Genomic DNA, 22,275 nt, shown 5'->3' on the forward strand with positions numbered 1-22,275 from the left:
ATTATGGAAATGGAACAGTTTTATTACGACAACAAAATTGTAAAAAAATTCATTTATGCTACTATTCTTTTTGGAGTAGTGGGCATGTTAGTGGGACTAACCTTAGCGGTTATGTACCTTTTTCCCAATATTACAGATGGGATTTCGTGGCTTAGCTATGGTCGTTTAAGGCCTTTGCACACCAATGCTGTAATATTTGCCTTTGTTGGTAATGCTTTTTTTGCAGGGATGTATTATTCAATGCAGCGATTGCTCAAAGCCAGAATGTTTAGTGACTTTTTAAGTAACCTGCATTTTTGGGGCTGGCAGTTAATTATTGTTGCGGCTGCCATCACATTACCATTAGGATATACTTCTTCAAAAGAATATGCTGAACTTGAATGGCCTATTGATATTGCTATAACGGTAATTTGGGTTGTAATGGGAATTAATATGATAGGTACAATGCTGCGCCGTAGAGAGCGCCATTTGTATGTAGCAATTTGGTTTTATCTTGCAACATTAGTAACAGTTGCAGTACTGCATATTTTTAACAATATTGAAATTCCTGTTTCAGCATTTAAAAGTTATTCAGTTTATGCTGGTGTTCAGGATGCTTTGGTACAATGGTGGTATGGACACAATGCAGTAGCATTTTTTCTGACAACACCGTTTTTAGGATTAATGTATTATTTCGTTCCTAAAATTGCCAACCGTCCGATTTACTCTTATAGACTATCAATTATTCACTTCTGGTCTTTAATTTTTATCTATATCTGGGCTGGACCACACCATTTATTATATTCAGCTTTACCAAACTGGGCACAAAACCTGGGTGTTGTATTCTCAGTAATGCTTATTGCACCATCGTGGGGTGGTATGATCAACGGACTTTTAACTTTAAGAGGAGCGTGGGACAAAGTTCGTGAAGAACCTGTTTTAAAATTCTTTGTAGTAGCAATTACCGGTTACGGAATGGCAACTTTTGAAGGACCAATGTTATCCCTTAAAAATGTTAATGCTATTGCGCATTATACAGACTGGATCGTTGCTCACGTTCACGTAGGAGCATTAGCATGGAATGGTTTTATGTCTTTTGCTATTATCTACTGGCTGATTCCAAGAATGGCAAAAACTACATTATTCTCTAAGAAATTAGCAAACTTCCACTTTTGGATTGGTACTCTGGGAATTATTGTCTATACAATTCCATTATATGTCGCTGGTTTCCAGCAAGCTTCAATGTGGAAACAATTTAATCCAGACGGAACTTTAACTTACGGAAATTTTCTTGAAACAGTTACTGCTATAATGCCAATGTACTGGATGAGAGCTATTGGAGGTAGTTTATATTTAATTGGAATGCTGACATTAGTTTATAACATCATAATGACTGTAAGATCTGGTGAAACCATTGAAGATGAATTAGCTCAGGCACCTGCTTTACAAAAAATCAGTAAGAATCGACTAAGTGGAGAAAGATTCCATTCATGGTTAGAAAGAAAACCAATTCAGTTAACCATTTTAGCTACGATTGCCATTTTAATTGGAGGTATAATTCAAATTGTGCCAACTATTATGGTAAAAACAAATATTCCAACTATAACAAGTGTTAAACCTTATACACCGTTAGAGCTTGAAGGACGTGATTTATATATTAGAGAAGGTTGTGTTGGTTGTCACTCTCAGTCTGTCCGTCCATTCAGGAGTGAAGTAGAGCGTTATGGACCTCAGTCAAAAGCTGGAGAATTTGTTTATGATCATCCATTCTTATGGGGATCAAAACGTACGGGTCCTGATTTATTAAGAGTAGGTGGTAAGTACAATGACAACTGGCACTTCAATCACATGTGGAATCCGCAAAATACATCTGCAGGATCTGTTATGCCGGCTTATAAATGGTTATTTGACAATAAACCTTTAGATGTTTCATTAACTGAAAAGAAAATGAATGCTATGATTTCACTTGGTGTTCCCTATTCAGCAGAAGATGTTGCAAATGCACAGAAAACATTAAAAGCGCAGGCTCTTAAAATTGAAAAAAGTCTGGAAAGCGATCCTGACTACGTAAAAAGTTACGAAGACAGTAAGAAAAAAGCAGCGGCAAAAGGTGAAAAATTTGTTCCGATGAATGAAAGAGAAATTGTTGCTTTGATTGCTTATATACAAAGACTTGGTACTGATATTAAAGTAAAAGAAACTTCTAAATAACAGCATTATGTTTGAACAAATAAAACACAATATGGAAACAATATCGGGTGTAGAAATTTACCCAATACTTTCCCTCCTGATTTTCTTCTTCTTTTTTGTAGGACTAGGTTTTTGGGTTTTCGCATATAGAAAAGACAAAATTCAGGAAATGAGCAATATACCTTTAGATGAAGGGCTTAGTATAATTTCAAAAGATCAATAAAATGAAAAAATTTTTCCCAGTATATGTTAGAGTACCCTTGATTTTCTTCATCGTATTTGCTTTAATGGAATATTTTATAGATTCAGGTGACAGGCCGGCTTTTATAAAGTACCCAATGGTTTCTGTCTTTTTATTTGTCTTTTTATTTATTTTGATTGCAATTGAAGTTACACTTAATGCTGTAGATCGAGTGATGTATCAATTAATGTCTCCGGAAGAAAAAGCAAAACTAGAATATGAAAGTACTTTAAGTCTTAAGGAAAGTGCATGGTTTAAAGAACTAATGCATAAACTTACCAAGACTGAACCAATGTCTAAAGAAGCTGATTTATTAATGGATCATGATTATGACGGTATCAAAGAGCTGGATAATAATCTACCGCCATGGTGGGTGTATTTATTCTATATCTGTATCATTTTTGGAGCAGTTTATTTAGCTCGATATGAAGTGTTTGGAGGGGATAATCAGGAAATGGAACTTCAGAAAGAAATGGCGCAGGCAAAAATAGATGTCGATGAATATCTTAAAACTGCTCCGGATTTAATGGATGAAAAAACAGTTGTCTTACTTACAGATGCACCAAGTTTAGCCGCTGGAAAAGATATTTTTATGAACAATTGCGCAGCCTGCCACAGAGCAGATGCAGGAGGACAGATTGGACCAAACTTAACAGATGATCACTGGATTTTAGGAGGAGGAATTAAAAATTTATTTCACACCATTACAAATGGCGGCCGAGACGGTAAAGGAATGATTGCCTGGAAAGGAACGTTAAAACCAAAAGAGATTCAAAAAGTAGCGAGTTACGTTTTATCATTGCAGGGAAGTAATCCTAAAGATCCAAAAGCTCCGGATGGTGAGATTTGGGTAGATGATAGTGCACCTAAAACAACTGCAGCCGCAGATTCAAAAAAAGATACCACTGAAGTTAAAAAATAATTACAATAATCATGTCAAATTCACCAGACGAGGCTTTTAGAGATACAATCGGAACTATAGATGAAGGTGGAAAAAGAAAATTTATTTTCCCTAAAAAACCGTCTGGTAAATTTTATGATTACAGAAAAATTGTCAGCTACATTTTATTAGCAGTTTTATTTATAAATCCGTTTATAAAAGTAAACGGAAACCAATTTATGATGTTCAATATAATTGAACGTCGGTTTAATATTTTTGGATTTCCTTTTTGGCCTCAGGACTTTTACTTGTTTGTAATTTCAATTCTTGTTGGAATTGTATTTGTAATTTTGTTTACAGTAGTTTTTGGCCGAATATTTTGTGGTTGGATTTGTCCACAGACTATTTTTCTTGAAATGGTTTTTCGTCGAATTGAATATTGGATTGATGGAGACCGCGGATCACAATCCAGATTAGCAAGACAAGAATGGAATGGTGAGAAAATCAGGAAAAGATTGATTAAATGGACAATTTTCTTTTTAATATCTTTTCTTATTGCTAATGTTTTTCTGGCCTATTTAGTAGGAAGTGATGCTTTATTACTTATGGTTGAACAAGGACCAATACAGCAGGCAGGTAATTTTATTGCGCTTTTAATTTTTACCGGTGTTTTCTATTTTGTATTTGTCTGGTTTCGTGAACAGGTTTGTATCATTGCCTGCCCTTACGGACGATTACAAGGTGTTCTTTTAGACAATAAATCTATTAATGTTGCGTATGATTTTGTACGCGGCGAAAAGGAAAATGGACGTGCAAAGTTCAATAAAAAAGAAGACAGGGCTTTAACCGGAAAAGGAGATTGTATCGACTGTCTCCAATGCGTCCATGTCTGCCCAATGGGAATTGACATTAGAAACGGGACTCAGTTAGAATGCACTAATTGTACTGCTTGTATTGATGAATGCGATCATATCATGGAAAGCATAGGTTTGCCAAAAGGACTTATCCGTTATGCATCTGAAGATGAAATTGCAAAAAAAGAACCTTTCAGGTTTACTTCCAGAATGAAAGGCTACACGGCCGTTTTATTTATTTTATTGAGTGTTTTTGTTGGAATGCTGTTTTTAAGAACAGATCTACAGGCTGTAATTTTACGTTTACCAGGGCAGCTTTTTCAGCATAAAGGAGATAAAATTAGTAATGTTTACACTTATAAAATTGTCAACAAGACAATGAAAGATTACAATGACATCCATTTTGAATTGATCGATCAAAAAGGTGAAATTAAAAATGTTGGAAAGCAGCATTTTAAAGTAACAAAAGAAGGAATTTCGCAAGGAACATTATTTATAGAAATAGATGAAGTGTTGCTTGAAAGTGATAAAACTAATATAAAAATTGGGGTCTATAACGGAAATAAACTTCTGGAAACTACCAAAACAAATTTCTTAGGACCACGAAGTTTTAATTAAAAACATATTATCATGAAAATTAATTGGGGAACCGGAATTGTCATTGCATTCGCATTGTTTATGACTTTTATTTTATATTTTGTTTTTGAAGTGCAGTCAAATAGTAAATACGACAATGAGTTGGTTGTAGAGGAATATTACAAACATGATTCGCATTTTCAGGAAGAAATGGCACGCATTCAAAATGCACATGATTTACAACACAAGCCTTCAGTTAAATTTGAAGAAGAAGGAGTAAAAGTTGTTTTTCCTGCAGATTTTAAAAATGATAAAATCAAAGGCAATATTTTATTATACAGACCTTCAAATAAAAAATTTGATTTTAACACTCCAATATCTTTAATAAATTCTTCTTTAATTATTCCGCACAGCAAATTAGTAAAAGGACGTTGGGATGTTAATATGGAATGGCAGTATGAAGGTAAAAAATACTTAACCAAAGAAGTGATTTACGTAAATTAAAAATGATATTCTCAGCTTTCATATTAGGTCTTATCAGCAGTCTGCATTGTGTAGGAATGTGCGGGCCTATTGCTATGATGCTTCCTGTTGATCATCAAAATGAAATTAAAAAAGTAACGCAGATTATTACTTATCACTTAGGAAGATTAACAGCATATTCAACAATTGGTTTAATATTCGGATTATTAGGGAGAGGTTTTTTCTTAGCCGGAATTCAGCAAAAAATGTCCATTTTTATTGGCATTGCAATGATTTTAATTGTTTTGATACCTGAAAAAGTGTTTGCTGCATATAATTTTTCAAAACCTGTTTATAAAATTATTTCAAATATAAAATCAAGCTTAGGAAAACAGTTTAAAAAGAAGAGCTACAAGTCTCTTTTTACAATAGGAATATTAAATGGATTTCTGCCCTGTGGACTGGTGTATGCAGCATTGTTTGGAGCAATTGCCATGCAGAGTGCCGGCTTTGGTGTTTTGTATATGTTGCTTTACGGACTTGGAACTATACCTTTAATGACCATTGTAGTTTATATACATTCAGTATTAAAGCTTCCTTTTAGAAATAAAATTCAAAAGGCAATTCCGTATGTTGCAGTAATAATTGGAATATTATTTATTTTAAGAGGCTTAGGTTTAGGAATTCCATATTTATCACCTTCAAATATGAGTTTGTTTGTTCAGCAGACTCCTAATTGTCATTAAACAGTCATCGAAAATAAGTTTGTTTCTGGTGATTTTCTTTTTAAATGTAAATCAAAAGCCATACAAATATTACGTACAAACGGTCTTCCTTCTTCTGTTATTTTAATTTTATCTTCTTCAATTACAATTAATTGATCTTTTTCTATTTCTTTTAAAGCGATTAAAACTTCAGGTAATTCTTCAAAATATAAATAATCCGGACTCCAGGAAGTTTCAAGTTTGCAGGTTAAATTTAAAATGTGTTTTCGGATAATTAAATCTTCATCGGTTAAAATATGACCTTTTACAACCGGAAGCTGATTCCATTCCAGAATTTGATAATAATCTTCCAGACTTTTAGTATTTTGGGCAAAACCATACCAGCTGTCACTAATTGAAGAAACTCCTAAACCAATCATTAATTGTGTTTTAGAAGCGCTGTATCCCATAAAGTTTCTGTGTAAGCTTTTGTCTTGTGCAGCATGATATAAACTGTCCGTTTTTAAAGCAAAATGATCCATCCCTATTTCATGATAATGATTGGCTGAAAGTAATTTTTTTCCAATTTCATAAAGTTGTCTTTTTTCGGTATCCTGAGGAAGGTTTTCATCATTAAAACCTCTTTGTCCGTTTCCTTTAATCCAGGGCACGTGCGCATAACTGTAAAATGCCAAACGGTCTGGTTTTACCGAATTTGTTTTTTCGATTGTATCTATTACGTCTTCAAGGGTTTGAAATGGAAGACCAAATATAAGATCATGTCCTATTGAAGTATAGCCAATTTCTTTTGCCCAAAAGGTAACTTTTGCCACATTATGGAAAGGTTGAATCCGGTTAATTGCTTTTTGAACTTTTGCAGAGTAATCCTGAACACCAAAACTTACTCGGCGAAAGCCTAAATCATATAACTTTTTCAGCTGTTCATAAGTAGTATTATTTGGATGTCCTTCAAAACTAAATTCATGGTTTTCAGCTTTATTTGCAAAACTGAAAATTCCGTTAATAAGATGTTCTAAATTTTTTACCGAAAAGAAGGTTGGAGTTCCTCCGCCCAAATGTATTTCTTTTATATATGGTTTTTGCGGCAGTAATCGGCAGTATAAGCTCCATTCTTTTAAAAGTGCCTGAATATATTTTTCTTCTACAGAATGATTTTTGGTAATTCTTTTATTGCATCCGCAGAAAGTACACATGCTTTCGCAGAAAGGCAGATGAATATATAAACTAATTCCGTTTTGTGAATTACTTTCTGAAAATGCTTTTTGAAAAGATGATTTCCATTTGTCTATGGAAAAAGCATCTTCATTCCAATACGGAACCGTGGGATAACTCGTATATCTCGGACCAGGCACATTGTATTTTTGGGTTAATGAAATTTTCATAAGGACAGATTTAGTTTTCATCAAAATTAATAGTTCAAACCCGGTCATAAAATGACAAATATCATGTAATAAAAAAGAGACCCATAAAGAGCCTCTTTTTACTGAATTAAATAACTAACATTAAATAGAATCCTGAATGATCTTAAGCCATTTTTTCGCAAACATATGATCCTGATAAGCACTAATTTGTTTAATGCGGTCATCGTCAAAATCATAGAATGGAATTATAATTTTTTTTGAAGTATTCTTGTCCTGAAATTCATAATCTATTTTTACAATTGTATCTGAACTTCCTTCGGTAGTTAAAACCAGTCTGCACGACGAAACACTTTTTAAATCAACATAAGTAGACTCCTGCTGATTTGGGTTAAAATTCATCAAAATGAATTTTCTGTTTTTATGATCGATTGTAAGTGTTTTATTGTTTTGGGATTCCGTTAAATCGAATTCCTGCGGATTGTTAGGGTTAAATTTCTTTTTTATGTTTAAAATTTTTGATTTATTAGCGGCACTCGATCGCGCTGAAAAATAAATTGGAATGGCTATTATGATCGCAATCACAATACCTATTATAGTTACACTTGTTTCCATGTTTTCTTAATTTGATAAATAGTACGAAATAATAAACAGTTTCAGGATCGAAACGGTTTAATCAATTGTGAAGATTTCATCTTCAAATTATAACTTCATGGATTTATTTACCAGAAAAAATGGAAAGCATAGAGCAGTAACAAGATTTTTTTGCTCTGAGTATTAAATTGATTTGTAAAGTTAAAAGCAGATTTAACTGTTTTGTGCTGCGGAATTACAACCAGCAATGACTCAAACCATTTTATTGAGATTGTATGGTCTGTTTTAATATTGGCAGCAAGATGATAACTGCCCTGAGGCTGTATAAAGGCTGAAGAATCGGGTGTTTGTCTGGAAAAATTGGTATCTGTTTTTTGAGTTTCAGTTTTTTGCACAGGAAAATCATTTGCCTGAGCAGCAAAAAGACCGATGATCAAAAATGATACAAAAATTACCGTTTTACGAATCCAATTCATGGCAGCGAATTTAGTTCATAAAAGACAATAAATGAAATTTTAAGTGCTAATTACTTCTTAAAAAAGCCTTATTGATATCCTCAGCTTATTATGGTTTGAGCTGAGGATAATTACTATTATTGCTGCATTTTAAAATAATAATCTGCAGAATGTTTTCCGCCTCCGTAGAATAAAAAGAAAATGCAGACTAAAAGAACTATTATGGCTAAGGCAAGGCTTTCAGAGTGCATGTGTCCCATAAAATTAATGAGAACTGCACCAAATAGTACAGGTAATTGAGCTGCAATTGCCCAGCGGGTCAGCAGCCCGAATACAATCATTATACCTCCAATCATGTGGGCCGGAGCAATATAATGCAGAAGAAACATTCCGCCCCCAAACCTATCAATAGGAGAAATTAAATCATGTAAATACTGAACATTAGTTACAAACGAAATTCCTTTCATAAACAAAAAAACGCCCAATATAATACGCACTAAATCTACTGGTAAATAAGTGTGCGAGTTTGCCCACTTATTTAAGCTTTTGACATTTTCCATGATACTACGTGATTAAAAATTATTACATAAAGTTACTAATTTTTAGTAATATATTTAATTTAAGTATCTGAAAATAAGTTTTTTACTTTTTATTTAACACCTTTTTTGAATTGGTGAAATGTTAGACCTGAATTACGCCTAAATTAAATGGTTTTTGAATAGGAGTGTGATTGGCAGCTTCTATTCCCATTGAAATCCATTTTCTGGTATCAAGCGGGTCGATAATAGCGTCTGTCCATAGTCGGGAAGCAGCATAATACGGAGAAGTCTGTTCGTCGTAACGTGCTTTTATTTTGTTAAAAAGTTCGGCTTCCTTGGCTTCGTCTACAATTTCTCCTTTTGCTTTAAGCGAAGAAGCTTCAATTTGTGCCAAAACCTTAGCGGCCTGCGTTCCGCCCATAACCGCAAGTTCTGCACTTGGCCAGGCAAAAATTAATCTGGGATCATAAGCTTTTCCGCACATCGCATAATTTCCTGCTCCGTATGAATTACCCACAATCACAGTAAATTTTGGTACCACAGAATTGCTTACCGCATTTACCATTTTTGCACCGTCTTTAATAATACCGCCATGTTCAGATTTTGACCCTACCATAAAACCGGTTACATCTTGTAAAAATACCAACGGAATTTTCTTTTGATTGCAATTTGCTATAAAACGCGTTGCTTTATCGGCGCTGTCAGAATAAATTACACCGCCAAACTGCATTTCTCCTTTCTTTGTTTTTACCACTTTTCGCTGATTAGCGACAATACCAACTGCCCATCCGTCGATTCTGGCATAACCCGTAATTAATGACTGGCCGTAGCCGTCTTTATATGCTTCAAATTCTGAATTATCAACCAAACGTTTGATGATCTCCATCATATCGTATTGTTCTGTTCGGGCTTTTGGAAGAATTCCATAAATGTCACTTTGTTCTAAAGCAGGTTTTTCAGCTTTTATTCGGCTGTAACCAGCTTTATCAAAATCACCAATTTTATCTACAATATTTTTTATTTTGTCTAAAGCATCTTTGTCATCTTTGGCTTTATAATCTGTCACTCCGGAGATTTCACAGTGTGTTGTTGCCCCGCCCAAAGTTTCGTTATCAATAGTTTCGCCAATTGCAGCTTTTACCAAATAACTCCCGGCAAGGAAAATACTGCCCGTTTTGTCTACAATTAAAGCTTCATCGCTCATAATAGGCAGATAAGCCCCACCGGCAACGCAGCTGCCCATAACGGCGGCGATTTGTGTGATTCCCATACTGCTCATTTGAGCATTATTTCTAAAGATCCGGCCGAAATGTTCTTTATCAGGAAAAATTTCATCCTGCATAGGAAGATAAACTCCGGCGCTGTCTACAAGATAAATAATAGGAAGTCTGTTTTCGATTGCAATTTCCTGTGCACGCAGATTTTTTTTACCGGTAATTGGAAACCATGCACCCGCTTTTACGGTAGCATCATTGGCAACAACAATACATTGTTTTCCTTTTATATATCCAATTTTAACAACAACTCCGCCAGAAGGACATCCGCCGTGTTCTGCGTACATGCCTTCTCCGGCAAAACCGCCAATTTCAATATTATTTGAATTTGCATCCAATAAATATTCTATTCGCTCACGGGCTGTCATTTTTCCTTCGGCATGTAATTTCTCGATTCGTTTTTCTCCTCCGCCTAATTTTACTTTGGCAAATTTTTGTTTGAGTTCTGAAAGTAATAGTTTATTGTGATCTTCGTTTTTATTGAAGTTTAAATCCATGATATAATATTGATTTTACAAAATAGTGTTGGCTAATTTACAAAATCAATTGAAATAAACCGATTCCTTTATGAATAAGAAAAAGTTTTATAAGCATGGTTTATTTAAATACATCCAGACATACAATATTTAATTAAAAAAGAAGTAAAAGAAACTGGTTTGTAAAACATAGTCAAACTATGTTTGTATGTGTTAGATTAATTACACCAAATATTTTCTTTAATTTGCTTTTTCATACTAATTAGTATTTTTTATGTCTAAAGCTGCAAATACCCGACTTACAATCCTCAACAAAGCCTTTGAATTGATCTATACCAAAGGATATCAAACTACAAGTATTGATGAAATTATTGCGACGACCCAAGTTACAAAAGGGGCATTTTATTATCATTTTAAAACAAAAGATGAAATGGGAGTCGCCATTATCGAAGAGATTTTAAAACCAACCATGCAGGAACATTTTATAAAACCAACAGCATTATCGCAAAATCCAGCTGAAGATTTTTATAATATGATTTCGTATTTGTTGTTGGAAGATCCTTTTTTGCAGATACAATACGGCTGCCCGGTTGGAAACCTGACGCAGGAAATGACGCCGTGGAATACTAAGTTTAGTAAAGCTTTGACTGAATTGGTCGATTTATGGAAAAAGACAATTATAAATTCAATAGAAAAAGGAAAAGAATCTGGTTTAATCCGTAAAGATGTAGATGGGGAACAGGTCGCTTTTTTTATTTTATCCGGCTATTGGGGAATACGAAATTTTGGAAAACTTCAAAATGATAATTCATCTTATCTTATTTACTTAAAAGAACTTAAGAATTATTTAAATGGCTTAAAATAAAATTATTTTTCAAAAACATACTAATTAGTATGTTTTTAAATATATTTGCATTGTCTTAATCGAAAAACAATGTATCAGTCACTATTAGAAGGCCATTCTTTTATAAGATGGTTCGTATTATTAAGCTTGTTATATTCTATTTATACAGCTTACAGAGGTTATTCTCAAAAACTTTCTTTTACTAAAAAAGATAACCTCATCCGTCACTGGACAGCAACAATTGCCCATATTCAGTTAATTTTGGGAATATTAGTATATGTTCAGAGTCCTGTTGTGAAGTATTTCTGGAAAAATTTTAAAGAAGGAATTCAAAATTTAGACGCTTCATTTTTCGGAATTATCCATATTACTTTAATGCTTACTGCGATAGTTTTTATTACAATTGGTTCTGCTTTAGCCAAAAGAAAACTCACAGATGAGCAAAAATTCAAAACCATGCTTTTATGGTTTTCTATCGCCTTACTGATTATTTTTATTGCTATTCCGTGGCCATTTTCACCTCTTGCAAACCGACCTTATTTTAGATAATTATGAAAAATTTATTCCAAACCAATACCGGAAGATTACGAATTATTGGATTCCTTGAAGGAAGTTCTCTCTTAATTTTGCTTTTTATAGCAATGCCAATGAAATATATTTTTGAAATGCCATTTTTAACAAGACCTGTCGGAACAATTCATGGTGCCTTATTCCTGCTTTTTGTTTTTAATACCCTGAGCGTTGGTGTAGAGCAGAATTGGAAATTTAAAGATACCACATGGAAAGTGCTTTTGGCATGCATAATTCCGTTTGGAACTTTTTACATTGATTCTAAGATTTTAAGTAAAATTCAAAATCAATAAAATCATGATTTTTGTATTCAAAACAAACGTTGACAGCATTTCGAAAGTAAAAAAGGCTGCACCAAAACTGAATCAGTTATTTCCCAATTCAAAGTGGAATTTTGATCTTGAAGACTGCGATAATATTCTAAGATTTGAATGTAATGATGATGTTATCGAAAAGGTTATTTTTTTAATGAAAGTAATTGGCTTTGAATGTGAACCTTTATAAAACAAAAAACCATCTGCCGTGACAGATGGTTTTTTAAATATAACTAAATTTGTAATTGGATTATTTTTTAGGGTCACAGACCATTCGTTTTAACATTGCCCATTGTTTTAAAGCATAACGGGCTTCAACAGCAGGATATCCGAGCATTGTTTTTCCCGCAGGAACGTTTCCCGTAACACCAGACCCGGCACCAATTACAGCGCCGTCGCCAATTATAGTATGGTCTTTTATAGAAGCGCTTCCGCCAATAATAACACCGTTTCCTAAAGTTACAGAACCTGCCAAACCACTGTTGCCAGCCATGATACAGAATTTACCTAACTTGCTGTTGTGCCCAATCTGAACCAGATTATCAATTTTACAGCCGTCTCCTAAAATTGTCGAACTAAATTTTCCGCGGTCAACGCAGGAATTTGCTCCAATTTCAACTCCGTTTCCAATGATTACATTTCCAATCTGCGGAATTTTTACTAAACCTTTTTCAGAACAGGGACGAAAACCAAAACCATCTGCACCAATTGTTGCATTTGGATGAATAATACAATCATTCCCAACATGACAGCGTTCCCGAACTACTGTTCCCGACCAGATAATAGTATTTTTTCCAATAGTACATTCATCAAGAATAGTCACATTTGGGTATATTGTCGCATTGGCACCAATTTCAACTTTTGGACCAATATAACACCCAGCACCAATATTTGCACCTTCTCCAATTATGGCTGTTTCGTCGATTGTGGCTGTTTTGTGAATATTAGTACGAAATAAAGGAGCAGGAGGAGCAAAAAGTGCCAGAATCTGCGACATGGCTAAATCGGCATTTTTAACTTTAATAAAAGCGCGGTTTTCACCAGGTTCAATCGAAATATCTTCATTAACTACTGCTACTGATGCATTTGATGCAGACCAGTATTTTTCATATTTTTTATTTCCTATAAAAGAAATTTCAGAAGTTGTAGCTTTTTCTAATTGCTCTGTTGCCGTAATGCTTTGTGAAGTGGTGCCGTAAATTACACCATTAATTACTTCATTAATTTCTTGAATTGAATAGGACTTCATTGATAATTTTTAATCGACTTAGGGTTATTTTTTGTCAAATAAAATAAAATAGATTTTAATTACCTAATATTTTTTTCTAGTTTCTTAATGAATATTTAAAATAGAAGTTTAAATATTACAAAATTAACATTTTAACTATTAATTTTTTGATAGTTTTTTAATGCTGAAGATTGCTGTGTCTCATCTTTTAGTAAAAATGACCTAAAGTGTTAATTTTTTTTAATCAATGATTTATTGATAAGTAGTGACTTACAATTCTTTTGTTAACGATTTAATTTAGTGCCGATTAAATAAAAAAAAGCGATTCACTTTTTAAAGGAATCGCTTTTAAAATTATTCTTTAATTTTTGATAAAGAAACAGCATTGATACAGTATCGTAAACCACTTGGCGGCGGCCCATCCGGAAAAACGTGTCCCAAATGCGCATCGCATACATTACAGACTACCTCAACACGAATCATTCCGTAAGATTTGTCGGCATGATAACCAATTGCGTTTTCTTTAATTGGCTGTGTAAAAGAAGGCCATCCTGTACCGGATTCAAATTTTTCACTCGCATCAAAAAGAACCGTTCCGCAGCATTTACATTCATAAATACCCGGATCAAATAAGCTGCATAATTCAGAGCTAAAAGATCTTTCAGTTCCTTTTAAACGTGTTACCTGATATTCTTCAGGAGTTAAAAGCTGTTTCCATTCTTCATCTGTTTTTTCCACTCTCTTTTCAGGAGCTGGATTTCCTTTATTTGTAAAATGAATTACGTCTGCCCATTTTATCATAACTTTCGTTTTTGTTTCTAATGTTATTGTTTCAAGTTTCAGGTTACTGTGACTGAAAACTGCGACTGCGAACTGAAAAACGTTAGAATTATTCTTCTTCCTTTTGTCCCATCATCATAAGATAGGCTTTTAGGAAACCATCAATATTTCCATTCATTACACCGTCAACATCGCTTGTTTCATAACCTGTACGAACGTCTTTTACTAATTTATAAGGCTGCATTACGTAATTACGAATCTGCGAACCCCATTCGATTTTCATTTTTCCGGCTTCAATATCAGCACGTTGTGCTTGTTGTTTCTTTAATTCAATTTCATACAACTGAGAACGCAGCATTTGCATGGCACGCTGTCTGTTGTCTTGCTGTGATCTTGTTTCAGAACACTGTATCTGGATTCCGGTTGGTTTATGAACCAATTGAACTTTTGTTTCCACTTTATTCACATTTTGTCCTCCGGCACCGCTTGAACGGGAAGTTGTAATCTCGATGTCTGCAGGATTGATGTCAATTTCAATACTGTCATCCACCAACGGATAAACATAAACAGACACAAATGAAGTGTGGCGTTTGGCATTACTGTCAAAAGGAGAAATCCTAACCAAACGGTGAACCCCGTTCTCGCCTTTTAAATATCCAAAAGAATAATCGCCTTCAAACTCTAAAGTTACGGTTTTAATTCCGGCAACATCACCTTCCTGAAAGTTAAGTTCTTTGATTTTATAGCCATAACTTTCGCCCCACATCATGTACATACGCATTAGCATTCCGGCCCAGTCGCAGCTTTCAGTTCCTCCGGCTCCTGCAGTAATTTGTACCACGGCGCTTAAACTGTCACCTTCGTCAGAAAGCATGTTTTTAAACTCGATATTTTCAATATGGGTTTGAGTTATATTGTATTGTTCATCTAACTCTTCTGTAGAAAGTTCCCCTTCTTTATAAAAATCATGTGCCAGCTGTAATTCATCTGTAAGAGCTACGGCTTTATCATAATCTTCAATCCATTTTTTTTTGTTTCGAAGATTTTTTACAAGATTTTCTGCTTCTTTTGGATTGTTCCAAAAATCCGGAGCAAAAGTTTTTTCTTCTTCGTTTGCAATTTCGATTAGCTTGGCATCAACGTCAAAGATACCTCCTCAACGCACCAAGGCGCTCCACAATACCTTTTACTTGTTCGGCTGTTGTCATAAATTAATAACTTGTTTTTAAGTGTTTTTGTTGCTATTACGCTAATTTCCACAAAATAGTAGTGCGTAATTTTGTTTTACAAAAATAAGATTTAGTTTTTAGAATACAGCATTAAATTTTAATGGAGAAAATCAGCAAAAGAGATTTATCCTTCTGGCTGCTTAAGTTCCGCATTTCACGGATATACGGAAAATGAAGTTTCCCGGGACAAAAAATAGTTTCAAAAACTGCAAATAATTTTTGAATTATTAATGGTAGTTTTATATGTTTTTTATAAATATTACGTTAATTTGGTTCTATGGTAATTCACAAGTTAAAATTTATTAAAACTTGGGATTAATAACTAACAGTAATACGTAATTTTGCTGTCCAAAAAAGATATAGTTTTATATGGAAATAAATTTAATTAGCGATACCATTACCAAACCATCCTACGAGATGCTGCAGTATATGTTTAACGCTCAGGTTGGCGACGACGTATACAAACAAGATCCTACAGTTATCGAATTAGAGACAAGAGTAGCCGAATTTTTTGGTATGGAAGCTGGACTTTTTTTTCCGTCTGGAACTATGGCGAATCAAACCGCAATTAAACTTCATACACAGCCCGGAGAGCAATTAATTGCTGATAAATATGCACACGTTTTTCATTATGAAGGAGGAGGAGTTTCTTTTAACAGCGGCGTTTCATGCTGTCTGCTTGACGGAAACCGCGGAATGATAAATGCGGCCCAGGTTGCCGCTGCAATTAATGACCCCGAATTTTATCATAGTCCGTTAACAAGTTTGGTTTGTGTAGAAAACACGACCAATAAAGGCGGCGGAGCCTGCTACGAATTAGATGATTTAAAAGAAATAAAAAAAGTCTGCGATGCCAATAGTTTAAAATTCCATTTAGATGGAGCTAGAATTTGGAATGCGTTAGTAGCAAAAAGACAGAATCCGAAGGAATTTGGAGCCATTTTCGATACTATTTCGGTTTGTCTTTCTAAAGGATTAGGTGCTCCAATTGGTTCCGTTTTATTAGGAAGCAAAGCAGATATACACAGAGCATTAAGAATCAGAAAAATACTTGGAGGCGGAATGCGTCAGGTGGGTTATTTGGCCGCTGCCGGATTATATGCGTTGGCAAACAATATTGAACGTCTTGCAGAAGACCACAGAAGAGCAAAAGAAATTGGAGCAATTTTAAGCACAAAATCATGGATTTCTGCCGTAGAACCAGTAGAAACCAATATTTTGATTTTTTCTTTGGCAGAAGGCTACAGCGATCAGCTTTTGATTGAAAAATTAAAACAGAAAAACATTTTAATAAGTTCCTTAGGACATAACAAACTCCGAATAGTGACCCATTTAGATTACAAAGAAGTAATGCATACTTATGTGTTGGAAATGTTTTCGAAAATTTAAAAGGGGCTGAGGTACTAAGATGCTAAGGTTCTAAGATTTAATGTAGAGACGCACAGCTGTGCGTCTTTTTTTATGCACCAATGTTTGAATTTACGGAAGAAAACCTTAGCATCTTAGTACCTTAGCACCTCAGAATCTCAGAACCTTATTTAAACAAATTATCCATTCCGGGAATCATCGGCATGTCCATTTTTGCTACAGCATCAAGTTCTCTTTCGTTTACACTTGTAGCTCTTTCGATAGCTTTATTTAAGGTTACGATTAAATAATCTTCCAGTTGTTCTTTATCTTCTAAAAGAGAATCATCAACAGAGATTGATTTTATTTTTCTATTTGCAGTAACTGTAATTTTCAATAATCCGTCTGCGCTTTGTTCGTCAATTAAAACAGTATCAAGGCGTTTCTTTGTATCTTCAATTTTTTGCTGGGCTTCTTTAAGTTTACCCATCATTCCCATTAAATCCATTTTTTGTTGATTTTTAAATTATTTCATACAAAATTAGTATATTGCTTTATTAATTCAATAGAATATTTTATGAAAATATTAATTTTGTTCTGTTGCGTATGTACTATTTTTGCTCCTTCGTATTTAAAAATAAATGCTCAATCAATGCAAGACAATATAGAAGCTCCAAAGGCCAGGCAGATACCAAAAACGCTAAAAAAACATAAAGAAACCCGAATCGACAATTACTTCTGGCTAAACGACAGAGAGAATCCTGAGGTTATCGATTATCTTAACAAAGAAAACGAATATTATCAAAAAAAGACCGCTCATACAAAAGAGCTGCAAGCCTCTTTATATGAAGAAATGAAAGGCAGGATTAAAGAAGATGATTCTTCTGTTCCTTATTTCTACAACGGTTATTTTTATATCACACGTTTTGAAACAGGTAAAGACTATCCCATTTTTGCCAGAAAAAAAGGAAGCCTTTCGGCAGATGAAGAAATTTTGTTCAACTGTAATGAAATGGCACAAGGTCACGCGTATTTTAAACTTGGCGGTTTAAGTATAAGCCCGGACAATAAATTTGCTTCTTTTGGGACGGATATTGTTGGAAGAAGAATTTATACAGTTCAAATCAAAAATCTGGAAACAGGAGAAATCCTTCCTGATAAAATCGAAAATGCCACAGGCGGATCTGTCTGGGCAAACGATAACAACACCATCTTTTACACCAGACAGGACGAAGTTACGTTAAGATCTGATAAGGTTTTCAGACATAAATTAAATACAGATTCTAAAAAAGATGTTTTGGTTTATGATGAAACAGATGATACTTTTAATGTTTCGGTAAGTAAAGAAAAATCACGAAAATATATTGTTATTGGTTCTTCAAGTACTTTAACAACAGAATATAGAATTTTAAATTCCGATAATCCGGATGGAGAATTTGAGGTTTTTCAAAAACGTGTCCGTGGTTTAGAATACAGTATTTCGCATTATAAAGATTCGTTTTATATTTTAACAAATAAAGACAAGGCAACCAATTTTAAACTCATGAAAACGCCTGAAAATAAAACAGGTAAAAATAACTGGGTCGATGTAATTGCACACAGAGACGATGTTTTGCTAGAAGATATTGAGATATTCAAAAACTATTTAGTTGTAGAAGAACGCTCAAATGGCTTAAATCATATCAGAATTATGCCCTGGAATGATGAGCCGGATTATTATCTGCCATTCGGAAGCGAAACTTATAATGCTTTTACCACAACAAATATTGATTTTGATACTGATATTTTGCGTTACAGCTATCAATCACTGGCGACGCCGTCTTCAGTTATCGATTTCAATATGAAAACCAAAACCAAAGAAGTTCTAAAAGAACAAGAGGTTCTGGGCGGAAAATTTGATAAAGAAAATTATACCGAAGAACGCGTTTGGGCAACCGCAAGAGATGGAGTGAAAGTACCAATTTCGATGATTTACAGAAAGGGATTAAAAAAGGACGGAAAAAATCCGCTGCTTTTATATGCCTATGGTTCGTACGGAATTACGATGGACACTTATTTTTCTTCGACAAGACTTTCATTGCTGGATCGTGGATTTGTTTATGCAATCGCCCATATTCGAGGAGGAGAAGACCTAGGAAGACAATGGTATGAAGACGGAAAACTGTTAAAAAAGAAAAATACCTTTACAGATTTCATCGATTGCTCTAAATTTGTAATAGACGAGAAATACACTTCGCCTGAACATCTTTATGCTGAAGGTGGATCTGCAGGGGGTCTTTTAATGGGAGTTATTGTAAATGAAGCTCCGGAGTTATACAATGGAGTTATTGCTCAGGTGCCTTTTGTAGATGTTGTTACAACAATGCTGGATGACAGTATTCCGCTGACAACAGGAGAATATGATGAATGGGGAAACCCGAATAAGAAAGAATATTACGATTATATGCTGTCGTATTCACCTTACGATAATGTAAAAGCGCAAAAATATCCTAATATGTATGTTTCTACAGGATTGCACGATTCTCAGGTACAGTATTGGGAGCCAGCTAAATGGGTGGCAAAATTAAGGAATTTAAAAACAAATGATGCTCAATTGTTTTTAGATACTAATATGGATGCCGGACATGGCGGGGCTTCAGGACGTTTTGAGGCTTTAAAAGACTTAGCAAAAGAATTTAGTTTTTTATTAGATTTAGAAAAAATTAAAAGCTAATTAGAAATTTTTTGTTAAATTTGCAACCTATCGGGATGTTTAAAAAACATCTTTGATTAACTATTTTTTTATGAAAGAAGAAATAAACGCTTATAATAATGTTTTAGAATTAATAGGTAATACCCCGCTTATTAAGCTAAATAAAATCACCGAAGAGTTAGAAGGAAATTTCTACGCAAAGGTAGAAGCTTTTAATCCAGGTCATTCCTCAAAAGATAGAATAGCGTTATATATTATTGAAGAAGCCGAGAGAAAAGGAATACTTTCGCCAGGTGATACTATTATAGAAACTACATCAGGTAATACGGGTTTTAGTCTGGCAATGGTAAGCATTATCAAAGGTTACAATTGCATTTTGGCTGTAAGTTCAAAATCATCCAAAGATAAAATTGACATGCTGAGAAGCCTGGGCGCAAAAGTTTATGTCTGTCCGGCTCACGTTTCTGCAGATGATGAAAGATCATACTATAATGTAGCAAAACGTTTACATGAAGAAACAAAAGGTTCTGTCTACATTAATCAATATTTTAATCAGTTAAATATTGATGCCCATTACAATACTACAGGTCCCGAAATCTGGGAACAAACAAAAGGAAAAATCACACATCTTATTGCTTGCAGCGGAACCGGAGGAACTATCTCAGGAACAGCAAAATTCTTAAAAGAGCAAAATCCTAATATCAGAATTTTAGGTGTAGATGCTTTTGGATCAGTATTGAAAAAATATCATGAAACAAGAGAATTTGACAGCAAAGAAATTTATCCATACAGAATTGAAGGTTTGGGTAAAAATTTAATTCCATCTGCAACAGATTTTGACATCATCGATAAATTCATGAAAGTTACCGATGAAGAAAGTGCACACTCTGCAAGAGAAATTACCCGTAAAGAAGGTTTGTTTGTAGGATACACATCAGGAGCAGTAATGCAGGCTATCAAACAATATGCAGAAGAAGGTGAATTTACTAAAGACAGTAATATTATTGCAATTTTCCCGGATCATGGTTCTCGCTACATGAGTAAAGTATTTAGTGATGACTGGATGAATGAACAAGGATTCTTTGACAGTGTTAATGAAGAAGAAACTCAAAAAATTGAATTCGTAAAATAGAAATCTATTTTTAAAATAAATGAAAACTCCATTCAATAAGAATGGAGTTTTTTTTATGTCTGATTATTAAGTCCAGAAATGATGATGGAATTTTAAATGCTATAATATTTAATAATTTACATAAGTTTCATTTGCAGCATACAAATCATTAAATGAGTTGTTTAAAGATTATTATCGAGCTATTTAAGGAACTAATTTACTGAAATTATATAAATGCACCCGTAAAGGATTAAACTTCCAAAGAAGCTCTTTTATTCATTCTAAATTAGTTTTTATATATCAGAATTAACGGAAGTGCTCTGAGTCCGGAAGGATTTTTTATTTTTTTTCTCTAATTGCTTTTTTATATAATTAAAAAATGGATAGAGTAGATGATTTTATTTTTGTGAGAATTATATAATTGTATGTAAGAATCGTTTGGTGATGCTGAAATAAAATTATAGTTTTAACAAAATTTATAAAAATAATGAGTTAAAATTTGTAATGATATAATCTGGCAGTTTTTAAAAGTATGCCAGACAAATAGTTACTCACACTGAAAATATTCTGTAAAATTTAAATATATATGAAAAAAATATTACTCACTTTAATGTTTGTAAGTTTTTTAAATGCTAATTCGCAAAATCCGGTTCAGGAATTTAATTTCAATGGCAATTTAAATAGTTCTGATAATACGATTTCGTTTTTAGGCTCTCCCGTTTTTGTAAATGACAGAGCAGGAACTCCCAGAGGAGCGTTGCGACTTACGAACAAGTCTTTTCAGGCTGTAGTGGGCGATCTTCCGCAGGGTAATAAACCCAGAACAATTTCTGTTTGGGTAAAATATAATGCTGTAAATACTCCCAATTATATTTTAGCCTACGGTACTGCTGCAAATGCACAATATTTCGGGTTGGTACAACAGGCGGGAGCCGGGAGCAGTTCTGATGCGGTTTTGTCAGGCTGGGGAGCAGGAAATGACGTTGTGGCTTCTGTGCCTCTTACTAAGGAAATCTGGTATATGTACTGCATTACATATGACGGTAATGTTTCGAAAATTTACCGTAATGGTGAATTGCTAAAATCGGTAGACGGAATTGTACGCACCACAAAAGGTTATATTTTAAGTGTGGGAAAATTAAATAACACAACAAGTATCAATGCTGATATTGATGATCTTAAAGTATATAGCGTGGCGATGACAGACGAGCAGGTTATAGAAGCTTATAACAGCTCAAAACCGGCTGGTTCTGCAGCGGCTGAAACAAAAGCAGTTTCTGGTCCTGTTAAAAAAGTGGCTGCAGCAGCTGCAAGCACTCCGGCTAAATCAGCAGCTCCGGCAAGCGAAACAAATAAAGTTGTCAAAAATGTTGAGGTTTTTTCGCAGGGTAAAAAAATTATAGGAGCTAACGCTTCAAATATCGGAGATCTGCCGGAAGGAACTTATTTAATTAAAGTCTCCAATTAAAATTATATCATTTATAAAAAAAGCCTCCTGAAATCAGAAGGCTTTTTATTTTTTTTAGCTAATAACGCTAAGTACTACAAATAAGATTA

23 protein-coding genes are annotated in these 22,275 nt (G+C 34.0%); 14 read left to right on the forward strand and 9 right to left on the reverse strand.

Features of this window, described 5'->3' with window-relative positions; translation table 11 throughout:
- The first annotated feature begins 3 nt into the window (after positions 1-3).
- The 6 genes from ccoN to ASE21_RS10110 are packed head-to-tail and all read left to right on the forward strand — an operon-like array spanning position 4 to position 5,928.
- Positions 4-2,190, forward strand: a complete 2,187-nt coding sequence (gene ccoN / locus ASE21_RS10085) for a cytochrome-c oxidase, cbb3-type subunit I (protein WP_057122536.1) — start codon at positions 4-6, stop codon at positions 2,188-2,190.
- A 7-nt stretch (positions 2,191-2,197) separates the two neighbouring features.
- Positions 2,198-2,392 carry a cytochrome c oxidase subunit IV gene (locus tag ASE21_RS10090; protein WP_057122537.1) on the forward strand — a complete coding sequence of 65 codons (195 nt, stop codon included), beginning with the start codon at positions 2,198-2,200 and terminating at the stop codon, positions 2,390-2,392.
- A 1-nt stretch (position 2,393) separates the two neighbouring features.
- Positions 2,394-3,332 (forward strand): cbb3-type cytochrome c oxidase N-terminal domain-containing protein, encoded by a 939-nt coding sequence (locus ASE21_RS10095; protein ID WP_057122538.1) that lies wholly within the window; start codon positions 2,394-2,396, stop codon positions 3,330-3,332.
- An 11-nt stretch (positions 3,333-3,343) separates the two neighbouring features.
- The gene (ccoG, locus tag ASE21_RS10100) at positions 3,344-4,762 is read left to right on the forward strand and encodes a cytochrome c oxidase accessory protein CcoG (RefSeq protein ID WP_057122539.1); all 1,419 of its coding nucleotides are present in this window, start codon (positions 3,344-3,346) and stop codon (positions 4,760-4,762) included.
- Between the two features lie 12 nt (positions 4,763-4,774).
- Entirely contained in the window at positions 4,775-5,224 is a 450-nt protein-coding gene (locus ASE21_RS10105; protein ID WP_057122540.1) for a FixH family protein, read from the forward strand.
- 2 nt (positions 5,225-5,226) lie between these two features.
- Positions 5,227-5,928, forward strand: coding sequence for a sulfite exporter TauE/SafE family protein (locus ASE21_RS10110; RefSeq protein WP_057122541.1), 702 nt, complete (start codon positions 5,227-5,229; stop codon positions 5,926-5,928).
- Here ASE21_RS10110 and hemN read toward each other — a convergent pair.
- The 5 genes from hemN to ASE21_RS10135 all read right to left on the reverse strand — a co-directional run bounded on the left by hemN (position 5,925) and on the right by ASE21_RS10135 (position 10,624).
- A complete protein-coding gene (gene hemN / locus ASE21_RS10115) occupies positions 5,925-7,289 on the reverse strand; it encodes an oxygen-independent coproporphyrinogen III oxidase (protein WP_057122542.1) in 1,365 nt (454 codons plus the stop codon). The genes ASE21_RS10110 and hemN overlap by 4 nt on opposite strands.
- Before the next feature lie 120 nt (positions 7,290-7,409).
- A complete protein-coding gene (locus tag ASE21_RS10120) occupies positions 7,410-7,880 on the reverse strand; it encodes a hypothetical protein (protein WP_057122543.1) in 471 nt (156 codons plus the stop codon).
- Between the two features lie 107 nt (positions 7,881-7,987).
- Complete coding sequence (locus ASE21_RS10125; protein ID WP_057122544.1) at positions 7,988-8,335, reverse strand: hypothetical protein; 348 nt, start codon at positions 8,333-8,335, stop codon at positions 7,988-7,990.
- Between the two features lie 116 nt (positions 8,336-8,451).
- Positions 8,452-8,874 (reverse strand): DoxX family protein, encoded by a 423-nt coding sequence (locus ASE21_RS10130; protein ID WP_057122545.1) that lies wholly within the window; start codon positions 8,872-8,874, stop codon positions 8,452-8,454.
- 121 nt (positions 8,875-8,995) lie between these two features.
- Positions 8,996-10,624: an acyl-CoA carboxylase subunit beta gene (locus tag ASE21_RS10135; RefSeq protein ID WP_057122546.1), complete on the reverse strand. Its 1,629-nt coding sequence runs from the start codon at positions 10,622-10,624 to the stop codon at positions 8,996-8,998.
- 253 nt (positions 10,625-10,877) lie between these two features.
- On the opposite strand from ASE21_RS10135, the gene ASE21_RS10140 reads away from it, so the two are divergent.
- The 4 genes from ASE21_RS10140 to ASE21_RS10155 all read left to right on the forward strand — a co-directional run bounded on the left by ASE21_RS10140 (position 10,878) and on the right by ASE21_RS10155 (position 12,521).
- A complete protein-coding gene (locus tag ASE21_RS10140) occupies positions 10,878-11,468 on the forward strand; it encodes a TetR/AcrR family transcriptional regulator (RefSeq protein WP_057122547.1) in 591 nt (196 codons plus the stop codon).
- A 69-nt stretch (positions 11,469-11,537) separates the two neighbouring features.
- Positions 11,538-11,996 (forward strand): hypothetical protein, encoded by a 459-nt coding sequence (locus tag ASE21_RS10145; RefSeq protein WP_057122548.1) that lies wholly within the window; start codon positions 11,538-11,540, stop codon positions 11,994-11,996.
- Positions 11,997-11,998: 2 nt separating this feature from the next.
- Positions 11,999-12,310 carry a DUF3817 domain-containing protein gene (locus ASE21_RS10150; protein ID WP_057122549.1) on the forward strand — a complete coding sequence of 104 codons (312 nt, stop codon included), beginning with the start codon at positions 11,999-12,001 and terminating at the stop codon, positions 12,308-12,310.
- A 4-nt stretch (positions 12,311-12,314) separates the two neighbouring features.
- On the forward strand, positions 12,315-12,521 hold the full coding sequence (locus ASE21_RS10155; protein ID WP_057122550.1) for a hypothetical protein: 207 nt from the start codon (positions 12,315-12,317) through the stop codon (positions 12,519-12,521).
- Between the two features lie 60 nt (positions 12,522-12,581).
- Here ASE21_RS10155 and lpxD read toward each other — a convergent pair whose 3' ends face one another.
- From lpxD to prfB, 3 genes are all read right to left on the reverse strand, one after another.
- Positions 12,582-13,580 (reverse strand): UDP-3-O-(3-hydroxymyristoyl)glucosamine N-acyltransferase, encoded by a 999-nt coding sequence (gene lpxD / locus ASE21_RS10160; RefSeq protein ID WP_057122551.1) that lies wholly within the window; start codon positions 13,578-13,580, stop codon positions 12,582-12,584.
- A gap of 333 nt (positions 13,581-13,913) precedes the next feature.
- Complete coding sequence (gene msrB, locus ASE21_RS10165) at positions 13,914-14,360, reverse strand: peptide-methionine (R)-S-oxide reductase MsrB (RefSeq protein ID WP_057122552.1); 447 nt, start codon at positions 14,358-14,360, stop codon at positions 13,914-13,916.
- 88 nt (positions 14,361-14,448) lie between these two features.
- Positions 14,449-15,547 (reverse strand): peptide chain release factor 2 gene (gene prfB, locus ASE21_RS10170; RefSeq protein WP_128414685.1). Its coding sequence is split into 2 segments (ribosomal slippage): positions 14,449-15,483 and positions 15,485-15,547, totalling 1,098 coding nucleotides; the frame shifts between segments, so codons are not numbered across the junction.
- A 390-nt stretch (positions 15,548-15,937) separates the two neighbouring features.
- On the opposite strand from prfB, the gene ASE21_RS10175 reads away from it, so the two are divergent.
- On the forward strand, positions 15,938-16,957 hold the full coding sequence (locus ASE21_RS10175; RefSeq protein ID WP_057122554.1) for a threonine aldolase family protein: 1,020 nt from the start codon (positions 15,938-15,940) through the stop codon (positions 16,955-16,957).
- 145 nt (positions 16,958-17,102) lie between these two features.
- On the opposite strand, the gene ASE21_RS10180 is transcribed toward ASE21_RS10175, so the two are convergent.
- Positions 17,103-17,423 carry a YbaB/EbfC family nucleoid-associated protein gene (locus tag ASE21_RS10180; protein WP_057122555.1) on the reverse strand — a complete coding sequence of 107 codons (321 nt, stop codon included), beginning with the start codon at positions 17,421-17,423 and terminating at the stop codon, positions 17,103-17,105.
- A 69-nt stretch (positions 17,424-17,492) separates the two neighbouring features.
- Between ASE21_RS10180 and ASE21_RS10185 the strand changes: the two genes are divergently transcribed.
- The 3 genes from ASE21_RS10185 to ASE21_RS10195 all read left to right on the forward strand — a co-directional run bounded on the left by ASE21_RS10185 (position 17,493) and on the right by ASE21_RS10195 (position 22,186).
- Positions 17,493-19,628 carry a S9 family peptidase gene (locus ASE21_RS10185; protein ID WP_057122556.1) on the forward strand — a complete coding sequence of 712 codons (2,136 nt, stop codon included), beginning with the start codon at positions 17,493-17,495 and terminating at the stop codon, positions 19,626-19,628.
- Between the two features lie 70 nt (positions 19,629-19,698).
- A complete protein-coding gene (locus ASE21_RS10190) occupies positions 19,699-20,739 on the forward strand; it encodes a PLP-dependent cysteine synthase family protein (RefSeq protein WP_057122557.1) in 1,041 nt (346 codons plus the stop codon).
- A gap of 565 nt (positions 20,740-21,304) precedes the next feature.
- Complete coding sequence (locus ASE21_RS10195; RefSeq protein WP_057122558.1) at positions 21,305-22,186, forward strand: LamG domain-containing protein; 882 nt, start codon at positions 21,305-21,307, stop codon at positions 22,184-22,186.
- The last annotated feature ends 89 nt before the right edge of the window (positions 22,187-22,275 follow it).

Origin of the sequence: Flavobacterium sp. Root901 (genome assembly GCF_001429765.1) — a bacterium.
GTDB lineage: Bacteria > Bacteroidota > Bacteroidia > Flavobacteriales > Flavobacteriaceae > Flavobacterium.